The organism is Proteus genomosp. 4 str. ATCC 51469, assembly GCF_003144375.1.
GTDB lineage: Bacteria > Pseudomonadota > Gammaproteobacteria > Enterobacterales > Enterobacteriaceae > Proteus.
Genome location: NZ_PENV01000001.1, coordinates 227,744 through 242,507, shown reverse-complemented (window position 1 = coordinate 242,507; position 14,764 = coordinate 227,744). Strand labels below are relative to the sequence as shown.

Below are 14,764 nucleotides of genomic sequence, written 5' to 3'. Positions count from 1 at the left end.
AGAAAAGAGAATCTATTTACATGGCTAAATCACCAGCGAAAAGACCGACGAAAGGCTTTGAAGAACCCCTTTGGGATACCGCTAATCAACTGCGTAGCAGTATTCAAAGAACGAAAGGCTAAGTACATAGCGTCAGGCATTAATAGAGTTCTTTGGTTACACAAATTGAGAAAAGACAAAGAATTTTATTTTCGTGATATTTGTATATCCTACGATTTACCAATGTTCGGTATGCTGCAGGACGAAAATAATAATTACTATTTGCCTCAATTCTCGATTTCAGTAGATCAGTTCATTACTGGTGTTTTAAATAAAAAGTTAGCTTGGTACCCACAAAATAATGCAAAGCTACAAGCGAAGGTTATTTTGTATAAAGAGAAATGTTGGTGCTGAGGAAAGAATACTAACAGCGTCCGTGGAATAGGGGGGGATTATGGGATAGGTGCGAATGCGCCTTATTTTACTGATAATGATGTAAAAGATAACTCGAAAGGAACTAATTTCTTTTCTCAGGAGGCCGCTGTTGGTAGCAATTATTTCGGTGGGTATGGCTCTGGTCTTTCAATTAAATATGACAATAGCATATCATTTAAACTTTTTATTATGGGAGATGGCGCTGTAATTGCTGAGTGTTTAAATGCTGGGAATCAACGCCGTAATGTTCTATGGGAACAAGAAATACAATCATAGATAGCAACGGTTTTATCAAAAAAGCCTCCCCAATTATCGACATCAATCCTGACGGTACATTCACAACTAACGACGAATCCGAAGGTGCTACGGTTACTCGAGTAGCTCAGGGTGAGTATCTTATCGAAGGTGTATTGGGTTTTAACTCAGATGCTGGATGGGGTGGTGTCGATGGCGGTATTGAAATTCCTTTCGATGTTAATAAACAGCTGTTGATATGGGGTAATTCTAAAATCAACAAAGACGGTTCGATTCTCGTTAAAACGTATCACCGTACACATCTTAATGCGCCTGAGTTTGCCCGTAATGATATTGACGACTTCAATGACGGCGACCCAATTGATATCCCTGATGGTCGTTTTATTTCCGTGCGTGTACAGATGCCAGAAGGCTCAATCTATAACGTGAGAATGCGTGAGATGGAAGAAGCACAGAAAGCGGAAGAGGAACGCAGACAAAAAGAAGGGGTAGAAAATCAGGACACCAATAGCGCACCAGAAATTGATAACTGATTGATTATATAACTCGGTCGGTTCCATCGAGCATTGGAACTACTCTGTTTCTTTCAATAAATTAGCCATTTCTGACATCCGTTTAGATCTGGAATTTAATTCCTTTATTATATCCAAGGCTGTAATTGAAGGGTTGGACTCTATCATTTTTACCACATCATTTATTTCACTAACTCGCGCTGATAATTCGACAATAGATGTGCGTCTATTATTTTCTTGTAGATCTCCCCACATCTCATCGGCATCATAGGAGTTGAATTGTATATATGTATTGGGTGGGGCGTGGTAAACATTTTCAACGCCACAAGGGAGCCAATCATCACCAGTAACAATGTCAGCATCAAAAGGTACAGTTTTATCTATTTCTTGTAGCTTCTTAATTAATTCTGACGTTTTCATTTTTCACCCTTGTCGATCTTAATAAAAAGGCCCACCGAAGTGAGCCTTTTTGAACTCTAAATTATCCGCGTACGATTTGCGTATGATTTAGAGTCCTATCTGTGTCAGTGTGTAGTCTTGATGATTTCGCTAACTTCTTGTTTTTGAAACCGTTGTCCTATCACTGACCCACCAAATTTGGTGGGCTGGCGGAGTCTGAATTCGTCGCTTAACTAAATGATTTTATAGTGCTAATGTTCAATTCAACTTTTCAAAAGTGCCTAATAAGGTGCCTAAAAATATTTTGATTGATTTTTAGGCATTGGATTTAGTGGGTACTTATTTACTGTAGTTTGGTATTTTATCAGCTAATGTGGAAATTACTACTTTGCTTCCGTTGCTGATATTCTGTAAATAGTGACATTATAGAAAAGGCTACTAATTTAGTAGTCATAAATATTACAGCTTGAAGAATTTGTTATCTTGAGATAGTTCAAGAATGATGTAAGGCTTATATTTCTGGTAATCTTTTTGAACTAACTTATCAGATAACATTGATACAATGTGTTGCCCTGATAGTTTAATTGACTCGTCAAAAACTTTGCGGATGTACTGAATATCGATTTCATCAATAGAGTCATGCAGTACAAAGTTAGGCCTCATCGCGTGTTTATCACAAACTGTTTTTATATATGCCAGATCGAATGTAACAACTTCAAGTCTCTTTAATCCCCCTTCGTTGTTTGATTCGACATCATCTACATGAGGGGAACATTCGCCTTTTTCTTGGTTTAAATGAAGACTAAAATTGTATTCAACACCATAAAAATTAAGAGTGTAATCTTTAAAATTTTCTATATATTCTTGTTCAAAAGAGGTTACGCTAGTAAGCTCTTTTTCTAGTTCTTTTGACAACTCAGTTAAGTGTAGATTTTCAATTACTAATTTCGAATTGATGTCATCTTTTTTATCAATAATGGCGGTTAATTTGGCTAGTTCTTTGTTTAAATTACCAATTTCTTTAACTGCATCAGAAATTTCTTCTATTTTCTTTTTTGATTTGAGCTCGTCGAAAAGGTTCAGTTTTTGATTTTTAAGTTGACTAAATTTTAATGTTGCTTTTGCATGTTCCTCTTGAAGCTTATCTAATCCATGAGAAACGAATTCGCGCTTAGTGTTTAATAGATGGGCATGGAACTCAAGCGCTTGTTGATAATCTTCAAGTGCAGATTCTATTTTAACTGATGCGTACTCATAAATTACTTGTAGCTCATTTAGTAAATGTAGTTGTTCATTATTCTTAAGTATTTTATTGGTTTCTAAAATGTTTTTTATCTTTAAGTCTAGCGATAAAATTTCATCGGATAAGCAGTTTTGTTCATCATCAATTGCATTGATTCTAGATACAATCTCTAGCTTGTTGATGCTTTTTTCAGATGATAAAAGTGACTTTTCTAATTTAGCAATTTCTCGTTTTATTTTAGATATCGAGCCAACTATTTTATCTTGAGTAATTACACTATTGAATGCTATTAGATTTTTTTCATAACGCTTGATAGTTGTTTTCAGTTTATGGGCTTTACTAAGAATTTCAGTGTCATTAAAGTTGAATAAATATAAAAAAACAGTATTGATATCTGACTTAGAAACGTTTTTGCTGTTGTCAAAATTAACTGTTTTTGTCATACGGTGCTGTGTTGTTCTAAAAAATTTTGGAGCAAGTTTTCTGATAGTTGGTTTAGCTGAGTATACATTGAAAATACTAGCCATAATGTGAGAAATATATTCTTTACTTTTTACTTCGAGTCCATTCAAAATATAGTTTTGTAGATCTATATTTGCAGAAAGTCTACGTTTAATAACGGTGTGTTGATTGTCTAAACCTAAATATTCTAGTGAAGCATATACTTCACTATTAGTAAAAAGTTGTTCAATTTCTTGTTTAGGTGTTTGAAATTCCTCATCAATGTAGATGGGTTTAATTGAACCATCAAACAAATAATCAAGAATTCTGCCTAAAGTTGATTTACCAACGCTATTTCCCGGCTCATCAGATTTCTTTTTACTTGTAATTATATTTAAGTCATTGAGAAATAATATTTCTCGTATTTCTTCTCCATCTATTTCCAAGAGAAACCTAAGTAGCTTCATTGATAAAAATCTCTTTTTCATTGTAACCAATAGCTGAAATAATATACAGCCAGTCTAATGTTAAAATAATGTGGTCTACAGAAACAGAAAGCTCTTTACTCCCAATTTTCATTAGTTGAGTGATCGTCATGCGCTTTTTTTTGTGCTTATGAAGATTTTCCAGAATAAAGCCACCTATATAGAGTACGTTCATTTTTGGATGAGAGCCCTTAATCGGTAGCATGGTTAGGATTCTCCAAGATACAACACTCAACAAATGCATGTGCCACAACAACATTTAGGCCAATTTCTACTTGTTCTTTATATTGAGTTACATTGGCAGAATTATAAACGAACTTCCTAAGTTGCTTAATTACATCGTTGATGATTTCATCTGCATGCTGTCGTACTTTAGTTATATCAGGTTCAAAAGAATCAATTTCATATTTCTCAAGTGAATTGCAGTACATTTCATTCAACAGCTCCATAGCTGATTGTTTTCCGTTGATTATATTTTGCTCAGCAAGAGTGTAGGCTCTTTCAACATGAGAAGAATATGATTTGTATTGCAAGACTATACGACGCCTATTATTAAGCATATTGTGCTTGATTTTTGTAGTAACATTAGCAGGAAAAGATCGATCACTATGGTCAATTTTCACTTTAGCAGATGCAATATCACCAATGATAATGTTTATAATTGAGTCAACATTATTTTCTGGGGCTGTCATATGGTAGAAGTCACCTTCTATTTTTTTTATATCAAATTTTGTTTCGCACATATATAAGCCTAGGACTCTTATTTGTTGTAAATAAAGTCGCCTTTTATGACACCTTGGTTAAAATTATTTTGGCCATGTTGATGTACTTTTTGATAGTTATCGTGAACATCATTTTGTTCTGTTGTGATTATTTTTTGTTCAAGGGTGGTGTTCTGAATCTTTAACTCGCTGTTGGAGATTTCTAAAGACTCGTTCTTTTGCTGAAGAGTATTATTTTGAATTATTAGATCATTGAATTTTTGTTTGATATTACTCACATTATTTTTTTGAACGAAGGCATAGATGCAACTGGCAACTGTACAGATCCAAGCAATAGCCACAAAAGGTGCACTACCAAAAATTTCCCAAAATCCTTGCATTCTTATCTCAGCTTCTATACATGTGGACAATATGTTTATAATAGCTGCTCTTATAAGGTAAACAAGAATTTTCTATTAGATGTTTAATATTAGTAAAAATTATAATCAAGGGGGGAGGGAGTATGGTTTACGTAACAATAGATGGAGATGATGTAGGCCAAAAAATAACTTCATCGTATCTTTCAAATGATGTGACGAAATTGATATCAATTAATGAATATGTAAATAGTGCAACTTCAAAAATATCTGAAATATTAGCTTATAATGGATTCGCTATAATATTCTGTGCTGCGGATGGTGTAGCAGGATATTCCTTTGATGATACTGTCAATATAGAGCTTATATATGAGGAGATTCAAAAAAACTCAGATTTTGGCATCACGTTTTCTATGGGGGTTGGTGATTCATTAAAAGATTCTTACATAGCATTAATTTCAGCAAAAAGTAATGGTAAAAATCAACTCTGTAATTTAATGGTTATGTAACTTATGTTTAGAATAATCGACTTTATTAAACTATTAAGATTTTCAGCGATTCTAACTACGGTTGTTAGTATTTTGAGTTATCAGTTTTTACAGCATTATTGGGATAGTGATTTACCTTTAATCAGAGTAATTAGTATAACACCATGGGTAAGTTTTATTATTGTTATATTATTAACAACAGCATCAACTTCAAGGCTCTTTTGGAGCATATTGAAATATTTTAATAAGTCGTTATACCCAGATTTAAATGGAAGTTGGGAGGGCGAAATAACCACGGAAACAGGTCAAGTAATAGAAGCAAAAGCGACGGTTAAGCAATCGTTGCTCAAAACAGAAATTATACTTCACACTGAAACCTCGAAATCAGTAACGCTTGAAACAACGCCGTCGCTAGAAAGTGGGCAGTATAGGCTTTATTATGTATATAGATCAATTCCTCAAGATCCATCAAGACCAGCATATACAGGTTCAACTATCTTTGATGTTAGAACAAAGTATGCAAATTCTAACTCTATTTTGGAATTGTCAGGTTTTTATTTCACCGATAGAAAAACTATTGGTAGGGTTAGGTTAGAGCAAGTAAGTAATGATGTTCATAAAGACGTTTCTTTTTATTGATTTTACAAGTTAATATCGTAGCTAAAGGGGATTGGAAATTAATTTTAGATTTTTAGTTAAACGGATGCGAATATTTAGTGTATTGGTGGTAGAAATTATATTAATTTAACCAAAAAATAAAACTGCTTATCAAATAGATAGCTGCACATTATTTGATGAAAAACAATGTGCTACTATTATTATCTATATTCTTCCTCTGCCAGAAAAATGTTCATGCATCTTTTCAGTCATCACCCACAGCGCCTTATTCAATTTAATGTCCCCATCGATACCATTCACTGAACGAGTGCGAGCCCGCTTACCTTTCGCATTTCTACCCGATAATCCTCCTTTAATTAAGTTTTCCTGTAAACGTTGGTATACCGTCCACAGATCATCTTTCTTATCCTCCCAGCGACGAGGCTGTAATACTTGTTCTTCTGTAACAGGTTGATGTTCCTCACCAAAGCGATAAGTTAAAGCTGCTTGTGCCAAGGCTTGTTGTGCTGGTGGCGGTAACAATAGTGACTGCATCTGTTCGCGCTTTTCTGCCACCGAATCAAAGGTTTCTAATACTTCATAAGCGCCTTCAATCACTTTACCGACGACATCGCCTTTGTGCGGTACACGTACTTCACCGAAGGTATCACCGCACACTAGTCCATTCTGACACACCGCTCTAAATAAGCCCGGTAACATCTGATAACTGCTTGAGCCATCATGACTGTTAAGTAAGATGATTTCAGGCACTTGTATTCCTGTAATTTGGTCATGACGACGTAGGCGTAACATATGCTTGGTATGCTCCCGACGACTCACATCACGCACTCGAGTTTGACAAGCAAAGAAAGGATAAAAACCTTCTTTTTGAAGGCTATCGAGTAAGGTAATGGTTGAGATGTAAGTATATCGGTCACTTCTGGATTCATGTTTTTCTTCAGAGAAAACACTCGGTACAGTACGGAATAATTCTTCAATGGTTAACGGGCGGTCACGACGAATACTGTTGGCACGCCCAAAGCGTGAGGCTAATCGACTCATCATCAATTCCTTAAATAATATATTGGGTTAGGGTGAGATAAATAAACGAGTTAAATACAGTGAAGTAATGCAGACAAAGATAAGAAAAACGGGATAAATATAGAGGGAGAAGAAAACGTAAAATAGATTAATCAATCAAGTAAAAGATGGCGTCTGCTTCGGGGTGTTGCGAAGCAAAATCCCTCAGTTGATAAAAACGTTCACACATCACCTCACTTTCTGTTTTAAATGACCACAAGCTGAAAACTAATAAGCACACGACAATGCCCATCGCGTGAGGCGAAACCTGCGCTTCATGCCCATTATACGGATTGATTAATAGCAGTTTCTCTTCAGGCAAATCCGGGTAAAGGTAAGCGCCTTGATTTGATAACGTACAGAACGACCAAAAACCGCCGTGATAATCAGGGCATAATTGGCCGAAGGTGTGAAAAATAACGGATTCTATTTTTAACCATTGTGGAATAGCACCAAAGTGCTGAAACCAAAAATTATCACGATGGTGTAACGAAACTTCTTTAGAGATAACGTGTTCAATTGAAGACATGATAAATTTCCTTGTTGAGGGCATAAAAAACGAGGCGTGATGAGCCTCGTTATAGGGATTAAAATGTTAATGAAAGCAAATCAGGATGGAGTGAGTAAAACCAACGGCCCATCGCGATAGTTAGGGTTTAAAAAGCGCTTGTATGCTTTTATCCACCACACTGCCGACGATAACGGCACACGTAAACGCCGCACCCAAACGGGCTGTTTGACGGCTATCATCACTGAGTTCAGGGCGTTGCTGTAACGCTTCATCCACCGCTTTTTGGGCACAGTAGGCGGACGCTAAAACCACGAGTGCCCCACTGGCTTGGGCAACCCATCGACATAACGACATAGAAAAACCTCAAAAAAAAGCCACTCAATGTGAGTGGCGTATAAAAGGGAAACGTGTTGATGTTAATAACACTATCAACCTATATTGACTCATTGAGGGCCAGACCATGTATCCGATTGTAAGGTTAAAAATGACTCACAGCGTGGTTCACCTACTTTACACACTTTAGTGGCAATGGATTTAGCAGGCCATTGACGTGACGTGCTGTACTCAAGACCTTGGTTATCTAAACACGCCACTTTTAACCAATTCGCTTGTGCCCCCGTATTAAAGTAAATACTGCTGATACAAGTAATCGCTTTTGGGGCGGGCTTATTTCCTGATTTTCGCCAATCAGTTTCTGAAATAAGTTGTCCTGCTGGCAATCCTGCACGCCATTTACCTTCCCGTTTATCATTTTCCATTTTTAACGTTTGTGCAAATTCAGGGGTTAAATAATAGGTATAACGGTCAGGTTGAACTTCACCGGGTAAATAAAGGGCACTTGCGGAAGGAATAATCACTGCACTCATCACGAATAAACCGATTTTCTTAAACATCATAAAATTCCTTAATTAAATTATTCATACGATAATGAAAAATACGTATCACCTATAAAGAAGAGAAAGTGGCTTTTATCATGGCGTCAGATATCCCACCGATAATCACCACCGTCATAAAGGCCATCAGCAGTCGCACCGCGCGTTGTAAGGGAATGGAAACATCATCGTGTAACCTATTCACCTTACAGCGTGCTTGGGCTTGGTAGGCGAGATAAAGCGTAGTGACAGTACCGAGTAGGCTTGCGACACCTCGATTGAATGAAAACATCATAAAACTCCTTATTGCTCACTGGACTAAGAGGGCGAAGTCAGTGCCTTGATATAGTGAAAGTGAGGTAATGCGGTAATAAATTGGGGTTGTTGTATTAGGTGTTCTATCTCCTTTTGTTTAATAAAGGTACGTTGAGTGACAAACACATCACTCATCTCTTTCATGTAGAAAACCTGTATCGCTTTCTCTTTGGCACCACAAAAATACCAATAGCCATCAAAGTAAATCAGCTTATAAGGCGCAATCCCTTTTACGGTCGTATCGCGATACAAAAATTGAATACAGCGTTTATCAATAATGGCTTGCGTCAATACAGCGAACGCGCCAAACAGCGAAGGCGAATGCTGAGGTGCCTCGTGATAAATTAGATAAGGCGGAGCTTCTTCGGTGTCTAATAACACCGAAATAAGCTTTCTATCGAGAGAGGGAAAGAACGGCACCATACTTGTCATGGACGCAAATTGCAGAATGTCTTTATCGGTTCTAAAAAGACGTTGTGATTTTGCTAACCCATAACAGCCGTCTTTGTATTCCAAGTCGAGATAAATCAATCGTTCATTAAAGTCACGCTGTAAGGTACGCACTGACACATTAAACTTGTGTGCCAATGCCGTCAGCGACAACGTTTCACCTTTAAACAACTGCGTAATAATAAAGGCTAACCGTTGTGCTAAACGGTCATGACGATGTTGAGACAATGACATAGACGTTATTCCGTTAAAGCCAACAAGCGAAAAATGACGTTAGTCGTGAGAAAGGTGTTTTTGGCGTAAATAAGCCACAATAATGCAAGCCGGCACCGTGACACGATAGGCGGGGCCTGCGATATCAGACAGTAACCAAGCAGAACTGAGTGCGAGACCAATAGGACCGGCAATAAACGACAGCGCGCGTTGAGCCACAAACAGCGTGCCAAAGGTCGCGACACCGCCTAAAGCATTAATCACACTGATAGCGGATAAGGTCGCAAGTTCTAAGGCCGCAAAACCGGATGTTCTGATGGCGGCCTGCATGGCAATTAACACCAATTGCGGGGTGGGATTGGTGAGATTTAATTGTAATTCTTGAGCCAGTGTTTTTAATTCCTCCTGTGTCATGTTATCTAAGCTTTTTTCAAAGACTTTTAATAAAAGATTTAATTCAATGGTTTCTGTTTCACTGTTTTTGGCGTAATTCACCGCCAACTTATCACAGACGTCCGTTAATATTTCACGATACAGCACGCCTTTATTACCGCGAAATAAACTGACGACACTATTGGCACCATAGGTTTGTAATTCAGCGCAAATAGCAGGCCAGTATTTCTGGTGATTAGGGTAGAAGAGTTGATATTCAGGCGTGCTTGTTAAGGTTTCAGACCACCGTTTTTCACCGTCTTTAACATCATGCGTTAAGACGGATAATAATAACGAGAGGTCTTCATTACTGCATTGCCCAATAAAGGATAAATCTGCATCAATACGATAAGTTGCCATCTTGGTATACCTCATTAAATATAAGATGGCATTACTATAAAACACCCGCCTGACAGGATATGGCAGGCAAATTGATTATTTTCGACAAATAAAAAAGACTGAAACGACAGGGTGTGTCGTTTCAATGATAAAGCCTTTTGTTTGGCTTCGAGTGATTAATATATATCTGAAAAATATTTGAAATAGTAAAGCGATTATTTATCACTCAAAAAGAAACTATAAGATTTATTATTAATAATTTTGTAAATAAATGTAAATTAAATAAAAAAAAGAGTCTAAAAAATAGTTTTTCTCTTATCTGATTCCATCTAATTAAAGCCAATACAACCTAATGAAATCTAATTAACATTCTGATATATAAGATTTTTGTTGTGTTGACTTGCGATTGGAAATGCGATTAATTAGGCATCTCTAAACCGAAATAAATTTAAGGTGTAATTATGTCTCATTTTCCATTACAGGCTTTTCCATCATGTATTCGTGAGGTTATCCTTGATATTAATGAATGTACTCAAGCTCCGATTCCTTTGATCGCCTCCTCTGTTCTTAGTGCCATGTCTTTATCTTGTCAAAGTTTGATAAATGTGAAAGTTAATCAAATGGAACCATTTCCCGTATCATTATTTTTACTTGTGATTGCAAATTCAGGGGAACGTAAAACAACGGTAGATAAAATGGTTATGAAACCTTTCTATCAACATGATTTAAATTCATTAAAAACGTTTGAACAAGAAAAAATAAACTATTCACTTGAAATAACGGTTTGGGAGCAAAAAGAAAAAGCGATTTTAAGCCAGATTCGTAAGAAAACGACCCAAGGACAAAATACGGAGGAACAGCTAGAAAGACTAAAAATACTACAAATAGATAAGCCTATTATGCCGAGATGTCATCGGTACATTTATAACAATGTGACACCAGAAGCACTGCAAATAGGTATGTATAATCATTACCCTTATATTGGATTGATTGCAGATGAAGGAGCTAATATTTTAGATAGGCAAGTAATGAAGGATTTAAGTTTTATTAACTCAATGTGGGATGGTGTGGCTTTTCGTATTGATAGAAAAACGACACAAAGTTTTACGATAGAAGATGGGCGAATTACGCTATCAGTTATGGTACAGAGAAAACCTTTTGATTTATATTTAAAGAGGCAAGGAGATAAAGCTCGTGGAAGTGTTTTTTTTGCGCGTTGCTTAGTTGTACATATTGATGATAATTTGACGACTCAAGGTGAGCGTTTTATAAGAGATAGTCCAAATCATAAAGAATACCTCGATAAATTTTATATCCGAATAAATCAATTATTAACTGAGAATAAGGAAAGAAAAAAAACAGATAGTAAATCATCCTTATTGTTAGATGATTCAGCTCAATATGCATGGGAAGAAATTTATGATGACATCGAAAATAAACTTCGTCCAGAAGAAGAATATGCCAATATGAGGGATTTTGCATCCAAATTAGCAAATAATATTGCACGTTTAGCAGCAGTTTTTAGTTATTTTATTGAAGGGGGTTGTAAAATAAAAAAAGAATATATTGATGGGGCTGAGGCTATCTGTGAATGGTATATGCAACAAGCTGTTAATTTATTTGGTTATGAAGATGGGTATTATGAAGCCCTATTATTATCATGGTTAGATCGTGAGTATTATCGAAGTAATACGAACAGTATAAGGCTGAATGATATTCGGCGATATGGACCAAATGTATTACGAAAAGGTAAGTTACTACTTAATGTTATTTCAAAACTTGAACGAGAGAATATAGTATCTATTTATGAACCACCATACGGTGCAAAAAGGATCGAAAAAAACAGAGATTTCAATAACAATATTTTTACAAAACACCCTATGTTTCTACTTTATTAATTCGCTACTGTTGCTACTGTAGCAACTAATCGCAGAATTTAATGATGAATTCTCTCGAAAATAATATCAGAGTTAAATGACCATTATTTAAAGTGTTAGATAGATAAATAAAGGTCCATGGCTTTTGTATTTACCTAACTATTAAGTTCTGTTGTGTCGGTATAGTAATATATATAATATGTTATTATATATGCTTAATAAATTGAGTATATAATCCTTTAATTTTTATTTTAACTATATTTGTAATTATATATACCGATACTCACTTAAAATTCTTATTAAGGAGTATTAAACTTACAATGAAAGCTTATACTTATAACTCTCAATATCAACAATCATTCTTGACTGTAATAAACTATGCTGTACAGGAGTTTCCTCGTACACTTGCTTTACGAGTTGATCTTCATTTTCCATCTTATTATAAATACGGTGATTCAAATAAAGAGATAACTCGTTTTATTGAGTCTTTAAAGGCTAAGATTGAAGTTGATTGTAAAAATAAGAATCAGGATTGGGAGCATAACTGGAGTAATCGCCTACGGTATATTTGGGTTCGTGAGATTGGAGAGCTTAATCATCGTAAACACTACCATATTTTATTGTTATTAAATAAAGATTTCTATTATAGTGCGGGGAAGTTTGATTCAAAGACTAGTTTGGCTGGGTTAATTCAACAAGCATGGTGTAGTGCGTTGGGAATTGAAAGATTTCAATGCAACGGACTAATTCATTTTACTGAAAACGGTCAACATATGCTCAATATTAATCAAAGGGACTACTCTCAGCAATTAGCAAATTTACTTCATCGAATGGATTATTTAGCAAAAGATCACACAAAGAGTTATCACGATGGATATCGGTCTATAGGAATGAGTCGAGGATAAATACGGGGTAATTGTAATAACGAAGTTAATTTAATTATCAGTTTGAAAATAATTAATCAAGATATTTTAAGTGTTGGTCATTATTTATACTAATTAACTTTTCTATGGATTCTCAGCTAATATGGACGTTAATACTGGTTTAACGTCCGTAATAATCAATATAAAGTGTAATATAGGTGAATAAAGTTACGCGCGATAATACCAATACAATGTATTTATAGCTTAGTTCTACCACATTGATGCAACCATTCATCTAAGTCGGCTTCTATCCACCCAACAGACTTTTTTCCCAACTGCTTTTGCTTTGGAAAGGTAGGATCATAGCGTTTTGAATTTGGATTTAGCCAGTCGTATATCGTTGAACGTGCTACACCAATCTTGGTCATAACCGCAGAAATACGAAGAATTTTCATAGTCTGAGTATGATAACTCATATTTTCACCTCTTAAACTCTAATAATTTGAAATATTTGCTAAGTAACGATTTTCTGTTATCCGCTATCGAACTGATTAGCTGGTATGAGATGAATTGTAATGAAGGTGAATAGTGTCTAAAATGAGCATTTATTACTTACTTTTTTTGTCATTGATTTATGCCATCTACTACACCTTTACAAAAAGCAGCGTTTGATGCGATAGATACTCTTCATTTTGGAAACATTTTTAGTTATGTGAGAGGAGAGATAGTCGCAGAACGATACCATTGCATTCTTGAACGAATAAATGGAATACTCCGAGAGAAAAAAATAACGGGAAAACAGGCAGAAATAAACAAGCACTATATACTTGCTAATCTTGAAATTCATTTATCTATTGATAAGAAGAAATGTAAAAAGAATGTTAAGAATAAAATAAATTCTGTACTTTCCATACTTTCTAAGATTATAGATGTCAATGGTATTGACGGTAAATTCATCAATCAGGTAGTTAACGAGTTGATAAACGATAAGACATTATCTTTATCAGCAATGCCTTTTTTTATTAAATTTCGACTGACTGAACGTTGTTATGCAATTGAATATCCGGATGCGGCTTTTCGTTTTTATCATGAACTGGTGAGTCGCAATATTATTTTATGTAAAAAATACTCTCGTAAAGCTGATAAGCATGCACCAAACTTAGACTCAGAGCTATCGCTATTATTTATCCGTGCTGGCTTATTTTTTGAATTTAGGATGTTTCAAAGAGCGATTAGTGTAATGATGGATAAAAATAACACTATTGCCTTTCCAACTCTAGCTCCTGATGTATCTCATACCGAACGTAAAATGATAGCGGATTACTATAAAAGGCTTATTGATGTTTTTTTACTAGAAGAGAAAAAAATCACGATTGTGATTTTTCCGTGTAAAGAACATGTTTCAGAAACGACAGCTGAAACGTTGCTTAAAAACATGAGTAAATATTATCTTCATAAACGAATGTTTGGTGGTACACAAGGACGCTGGCTAGGAACCCTAGGGGCATGTGAACTTGAGATTAGATATTTGGAAGAGCCAAACAAAGCGATTTATTATGAGGCTGACAATAGCAACACAATCTCAGAAAACGTTAAATTAAAGTTTCTAAATTACGGTTTTAATGTATCAGCAAAAAGTTTATATTTGCGAGATAAAAAAATAAGAAAGGAAGAAGGTGGGTATGATGAGTTTGAACATTATGGTTCACTTTTAATGAATGACGGATATATGCAGCCTTGGTATCTTAATCACGATCGTTATTACGATTCAGCCTTTAAATATAAAAAATATGAATAAATAGTGTTTTTTCGGATGAGGTAAGTACTCCTAAGTACTTACTTATTGATCAAAATAGAAAATATCCTCGTTTATAATGGATTGAAATAACATGTGGAATAT

General features: G+C 35.4%; 19 protein-coding genes and 1 pseudogene. 7 read left to right on the top strand and 13 right to left on the bottom strand.

Going from position 1 to position 14,764, the window contains the following annotated elements; translation table 11 throughout:
• Positions 1 to 20: 20 nt before the first annotated feature.
• Both DK866_RS20295 and DK866_RS01160 read left to right on the top strand, forming a co-directional pair.
• Positions 21 to 116: pseudogene (locus DK866_RS20295) on the top strand (type I restriction-modification system subunit M N-terminal domain-containing protein); the annotation flags it as partial.
• Between the two features lie 549 nt (positions 117 to 665).
• On the top strand, positions 666 to 1,202 hold the full coding sequence (locus DK866_RS01160) for a hypothetical protein (RefSeq protein ID WP_109407379.1): 537 nt from the start codon (positions 666 to 668) through the stop codon (positions 1,200 to 1,202).
• Positions 1,203 to 1,241: 39 nt separating this feature from the next.
• On the opposite strand, the gene DK866_RS01155 is transcribed toward DK866_RS01160, so the two are convergent.
• The 5 genes from DK866_RS01155 to DK866_RS01135 all read right to left on the bottom strand — a co-directional run bounded on the left by DK866_RS01155 (position 1,242) and on the right by DK866_RS01135 (position 4,851).
• Positions 1,242 to 1,601: a hypothetical protein gene (locus DK866_RS01155; RefSeq protein ID WP_109407378.1), complete on the bottom strand. Its 360-nt coding sequence runs from the start codon at positions 1,599 to 1,601 to the stop codon at positions 1,242 to 1,244.
• Between the two features lie 438 nt (positions 1,602 to 2,039).
• Positions 2,040 to 3,731 carry a DUF2326 domain-containing protein gene (locus DK866_RS01150; protein ID WP_109407377.1) on the bottom strand — a complete coding sequence of 564 codons (1,692 nt, stop codon included), beginning with the start codon at positions 3,729 to 3,731 and terminating at the stop codon, positions 2,040 to 2,042.
• Positions 3,718 to 3,954, bottom strand: a complete 237-nt coding sequence (locus DK866_RS01145; RefSeq protein WP_109407376.1) for an ABC-three component system middle component 6 — start codon at positions 3,952 to 3,954, stop codon at positions 3,718 to 3,720. The genes DK866_RS01150 and DK866_RS01145 overlap by 14 nt, the downstream gene beginning before the upstream one ends.
• A complete protein-coding gene (locus tag DK866_RS01140; RefSeq protein ID WP_109407375.1) occupies positions 3,941 to 4,492 on the bottom strand; it encodes an ABC-three component system protein in 552 nt (183 codons plus the stop codon). The genes DK866_RS01145 and DK866_RS01140 overlap by 14 nt, the downstream gene beginning before the upstream one ends.
• Positions 4,493 to 4,509: 17 nt before the next feature.
• Positions 4,510 to 4,851: a hypothetical protein gene (locus DK866_RS01135; RefSeq protein ID WP_109407374.1), complete on the bottom strand. Its 342-nt coding sequence runs from the start codon at positions 4,849 to 4,851 to the stop codon at positions 4,510 to 4,512.
• A gap of 122 nt (positions 4,852 to 4,973) precedes the next feature.
• On the opposite strand from DK866_RS01135, the gene DK866_RS01130 reads away from it, so the two are divergent.
• Positions 4,974 to 5,336 carry a mCpol domain-containing protein gene (locus DK866_RS01130; RefSeq protein ID WP_109407373.1) on the top strand — a complete coding sequence of 121 codons (363 nt, stop codon included), beginning with the start codon at positions 4,974 to 4,976 and terminating at the stop codon, positions 5,334 to 5,336.
• Between the two features lie 3 nt (positions 5,337 to 5,339).
• Positions 5,340 to 5,954: a hypothetical protein gene (locus DK866_RS01125; protein ID WP_109407372.1), complete on the top strand. Its 615-nt coding sequence runs from the start codon at positions 5,340 to 5,342 to the stop codon at positions 5,952 to 5,954.
• Between the two features lie 183 nt (positions 5,955 to 6,137).
• Here the strand turns inward: DK866_RS01125 and DK866_RS01120 are convergent, their stop codons facing one another.
• The 7 genes from DK866_RS01120 to DK866_RS01090 form a co-directional block, all read right to left on the bottom strand.
• Positions 6,138 to 6,974 carry a DUF932 domain-containing protein gene (locus tag DK866_RS01120; protein ID WP_109407371.1) on the bottom strand — a complete coding sequence of 279 codons (837 nt, stop codon included), beginning with the start codon at positions 6,972 to 6,974 and terminating at the stop codon, positions 6,138 to 6,140.
• 127 nt (positions 6,975 to 7,101) lie between these two features.
• On the bottom strand, positions 7,102 to 7,521 hold the full coding sequence (locus DK866_RS01115; protein ID WP_109407370.1) for an antirestriction protein: 420 nt from the start codon (positions 7,519 to 7,521) through the stop codon (positions 7,102 to 7,104).
• 120 nt (positions 7,522 to 7,641) lie between these two features.
• Positions 7,642 to 7,857 (bottom strand): hypothetical protein, encoded by a 216-nt coding sequence (locus DK866_RS01110; protein WP_109407369.1) that lies wholly within the window; start codon positions 7,855 to 7,857, stop codon positions 7,642 to 7,644.
• An 89-nt stretch (positions 7,858 to 7,946) separates the two neighbouring features.
• Entirely contained in the window at positions 7,947 to 8,396 is a 450-nt protein-coding gene (locus tag DK866_RS01105) for a hypothetical protein (protein ID WP_109407368.1), read from the bottom strand.
• Positions 8,397 to 8,448: 52 nt separating this feature from the next.
• Entirely contained in the window at positions 8,449 to 8,667 is a 219-nt protein-coding gene (locus DK866_RS01100; protein ID WP_109407367.1) for a hypothetical protein, read from the bottom strand.
• 26 nt (positions 8,668 to 8,693) lie between these two features.
• Positions 8,694 to 9,374: a helix-turn-helix transcriptional regulator gene (locus DK866_RS01095; protein WP_109407366.1), complete on the bottom strand. Its 681-nt coding sequence runs from the start codon at positions 9,372 to 9,374 to the stop codon at positions 8,694 to 8,696.
• A 39-nt stretch (positions 9,375 to 9,413) separates the two neighbouring features.
• Positions 9,414 to 10,145, bottom strand: coding sequence for a DUF3944 domain-containing protein (locus tag DK866_RS01090; RefSeq protein WP_109407365.1), 732 nt, complete (start codon positions 10,143 to 10,145; stop codon positions 9,414 to 9,416).
• A gap of 440 nt (positions 10,146 to 10,585) precedes the next feature.
• Here DK866_RS01090 and DK866_RS01085 point away from each other — a divergent pair, with 440 nt between their 5' ends.
• Positions 10,586 to 12,022, top strand: a complete 1,437-nt coding sequence (locus tag DK866_RS01085) for a YfjI family protein (protein ID WP_109407364.1) — start codon at positions 10,586 to 10,588, stop codon at positions 12,020 to 12,022.
• A 299-nt stretch (positions 12,023 to 12,321) separates the two neighbouring features.
• A complete protein-coding gene (locus DK866_RS01080) occupies positions 12,322 to 12,906 on the top strand; it encodes an inovirus Gp2 family protein (RefSeq protein ID WP_109407363.1) in 585 nt (194 codons plus the stop codon).
• 215 nt (positions 12,907 to 13,121) lie between these two features.
• On the opposite strand, the gene DK866_RS01075 is transcribed toward DK866_RS01080, so the two are convergent.
• A complete protein-coding gene (locus DK866_RS01075; protein WP_109407362.1) occupies positions 13,122 to 13,340 on the bottom strand; it encodes an AlpA family phage regulatory protein in 219 nt (72 codons plus the stop codon).
• A 158-nt stretch (positions 13,341 to 13,498) separates the two neighbouring features.
• On the opposite strand from DK866_RS01075, the gene DK866_RS01070 reads away from it, so the two are divergent.
• A complete protein-coding gene (locus DK866_RS01070; RefSeq protein ID WP_109407361.1) occupies positions 13,499 to 14,662 on the top strand; it encodes a hypothetical protein in 1,164 nt (387 codons plus the stop codon).
• Positions 14,663 to 14,764: the final 102 nt, after the last annotated feature.

Excerpts from the sequence above, each read along its gene's own strand:
- DK866_RS01160 (WP_109407379.1), top strand. The coding sequence starts at position 666 with ATGGGAACAAGAAATACAATCATAGATAGCAACGGTTTTATCAAAAAA.
- DK866_RS01155 (WP_109407378.1), bottom strand. The coding sequence starts at position 1,601 with ATGAAAACGTCAGAATTAATTAAGAAGCTACAAGAAATAGATAAAACT.
- DK866_RS01150 (WP_109407377.1), bottom strand. The coding sequence starts at position 3,731 with ATGAAGCTACTTAGGTTTCTCTTGGAAATAGATGGAGAAGAAATACGA.
- DK866_RS01145 (WP_109407376.1), bottom strand. The coding sequence starts at position 3,954 with ATGCTACCGATTAAGGGCTCTCATCCAAAAATGAACGTACTCTATATA.
- DK866_RS01140 (WP_109407375.1), bottom strand. The coding sequence starts at position 4,492 with ATGTGCGAAACAAAATTTGATATAAAAAAAATAGAAGGTGACTTCTAC.
- DK866_RS01135 (WP_109407374.1), bottom strand. The coding sequence starts at position 4,851 with ATGCAAGGATTTTGGGAAATTTTTGGTAGTGCACCTTTTGTGGCTATT.
- DK866_RS01130 (WP_109407373.1), top strand. The coding sequence starts at position 4,974 with ATGGTTTACGTAACAATAGATGGAGATGATGTAGGCCAAAAAATAACT.
- DK866_RS01125 (WP_109407372.1), top strand. The coding sequence starts at position 5,340 with ATGTTTAGAATAATCGACTTTATTAAACTATTAAGATTTTCAGCGATT.
- DK866_RS01120 (WP_109407371.1), bottom strand. The coding sequence starts at position 6,974 with ATGAGTCGATTAGCCTCACGCTTTGGGCGTGCCAACAGTATTCGTCGT.
- DK866_RS01115 (WP_109407370.1), bottom strand. The coding sequence starts at position 7,521 with ATGTCTTCAATTGAACACGTTATCTCTAAAGAAGTTTCGTTACACCAT.
- DK866_RS01110 (WP_109407369.1), bottom strand. The coding sequence starts at position 7,857 with ATGTCGTTATGTCGATGGGTTGCCCAAGCCAGTGGGGCACTCGTGGTT.
- DK866_RS01105 (WP_109407368.1), bottom strand. The coding sequence starts at position 8,396 with ATGTTTAAGAAAATCGGTTTATTCGTGATGAGTGCAGTGATTATTCCT.
- DK866_RS01100 (WP_109407367.1), bottom strand. The coding sequence starts at position 8,667 with ATGTTTTCATTCAATCGAGGTGTCGCAAGCCTACTCGGTACTGTCACT.
- DK866_RS01095 (WP_109407366.1), bottom strand. The coding sequence starts at position 9,374 with ATGTCATTGTCTCAACATCGTCATGACCGTTTAGCACAACGGTTAGCC.
- DK866_RS01090 (WP_109407365.1), bottom strand. The coding sequence starts at position 10,145 with ATGGCAACTTATCGTATTGATGCAGATTTATCCTTTATTGGGCAATGC.
- DK866_RS01085 (WP_109407364.1), top strand. The coding sequence starts at position 10,586 with ATGTCTCATTTTCCATTACAGGCTTTTCCATCATGTATTCGTGAGGTT.
- DK866_RS01080 (WP_109407363.1), top strand. The coding sequence starts at position 12,322 with ATGAAAGCTTATACTTATAACTCTCAATATCAACAATCATTCTTGACT.
- DK866_RS01075 (WP_109407362.1), bottom strand. The coding sequence starts at position 13,340 with ATGAGTTATCATACTCAGACTATGAAAATTCTTCGTATTTCTGCGGTT.
- DK866_RS01070 (WP_109407361.1), top strand. The coding sequence starts at position 13,499 with ATGCCATCTACTACACCTTTACAAAAAGCAGCGTTTGATGCGATAGAT.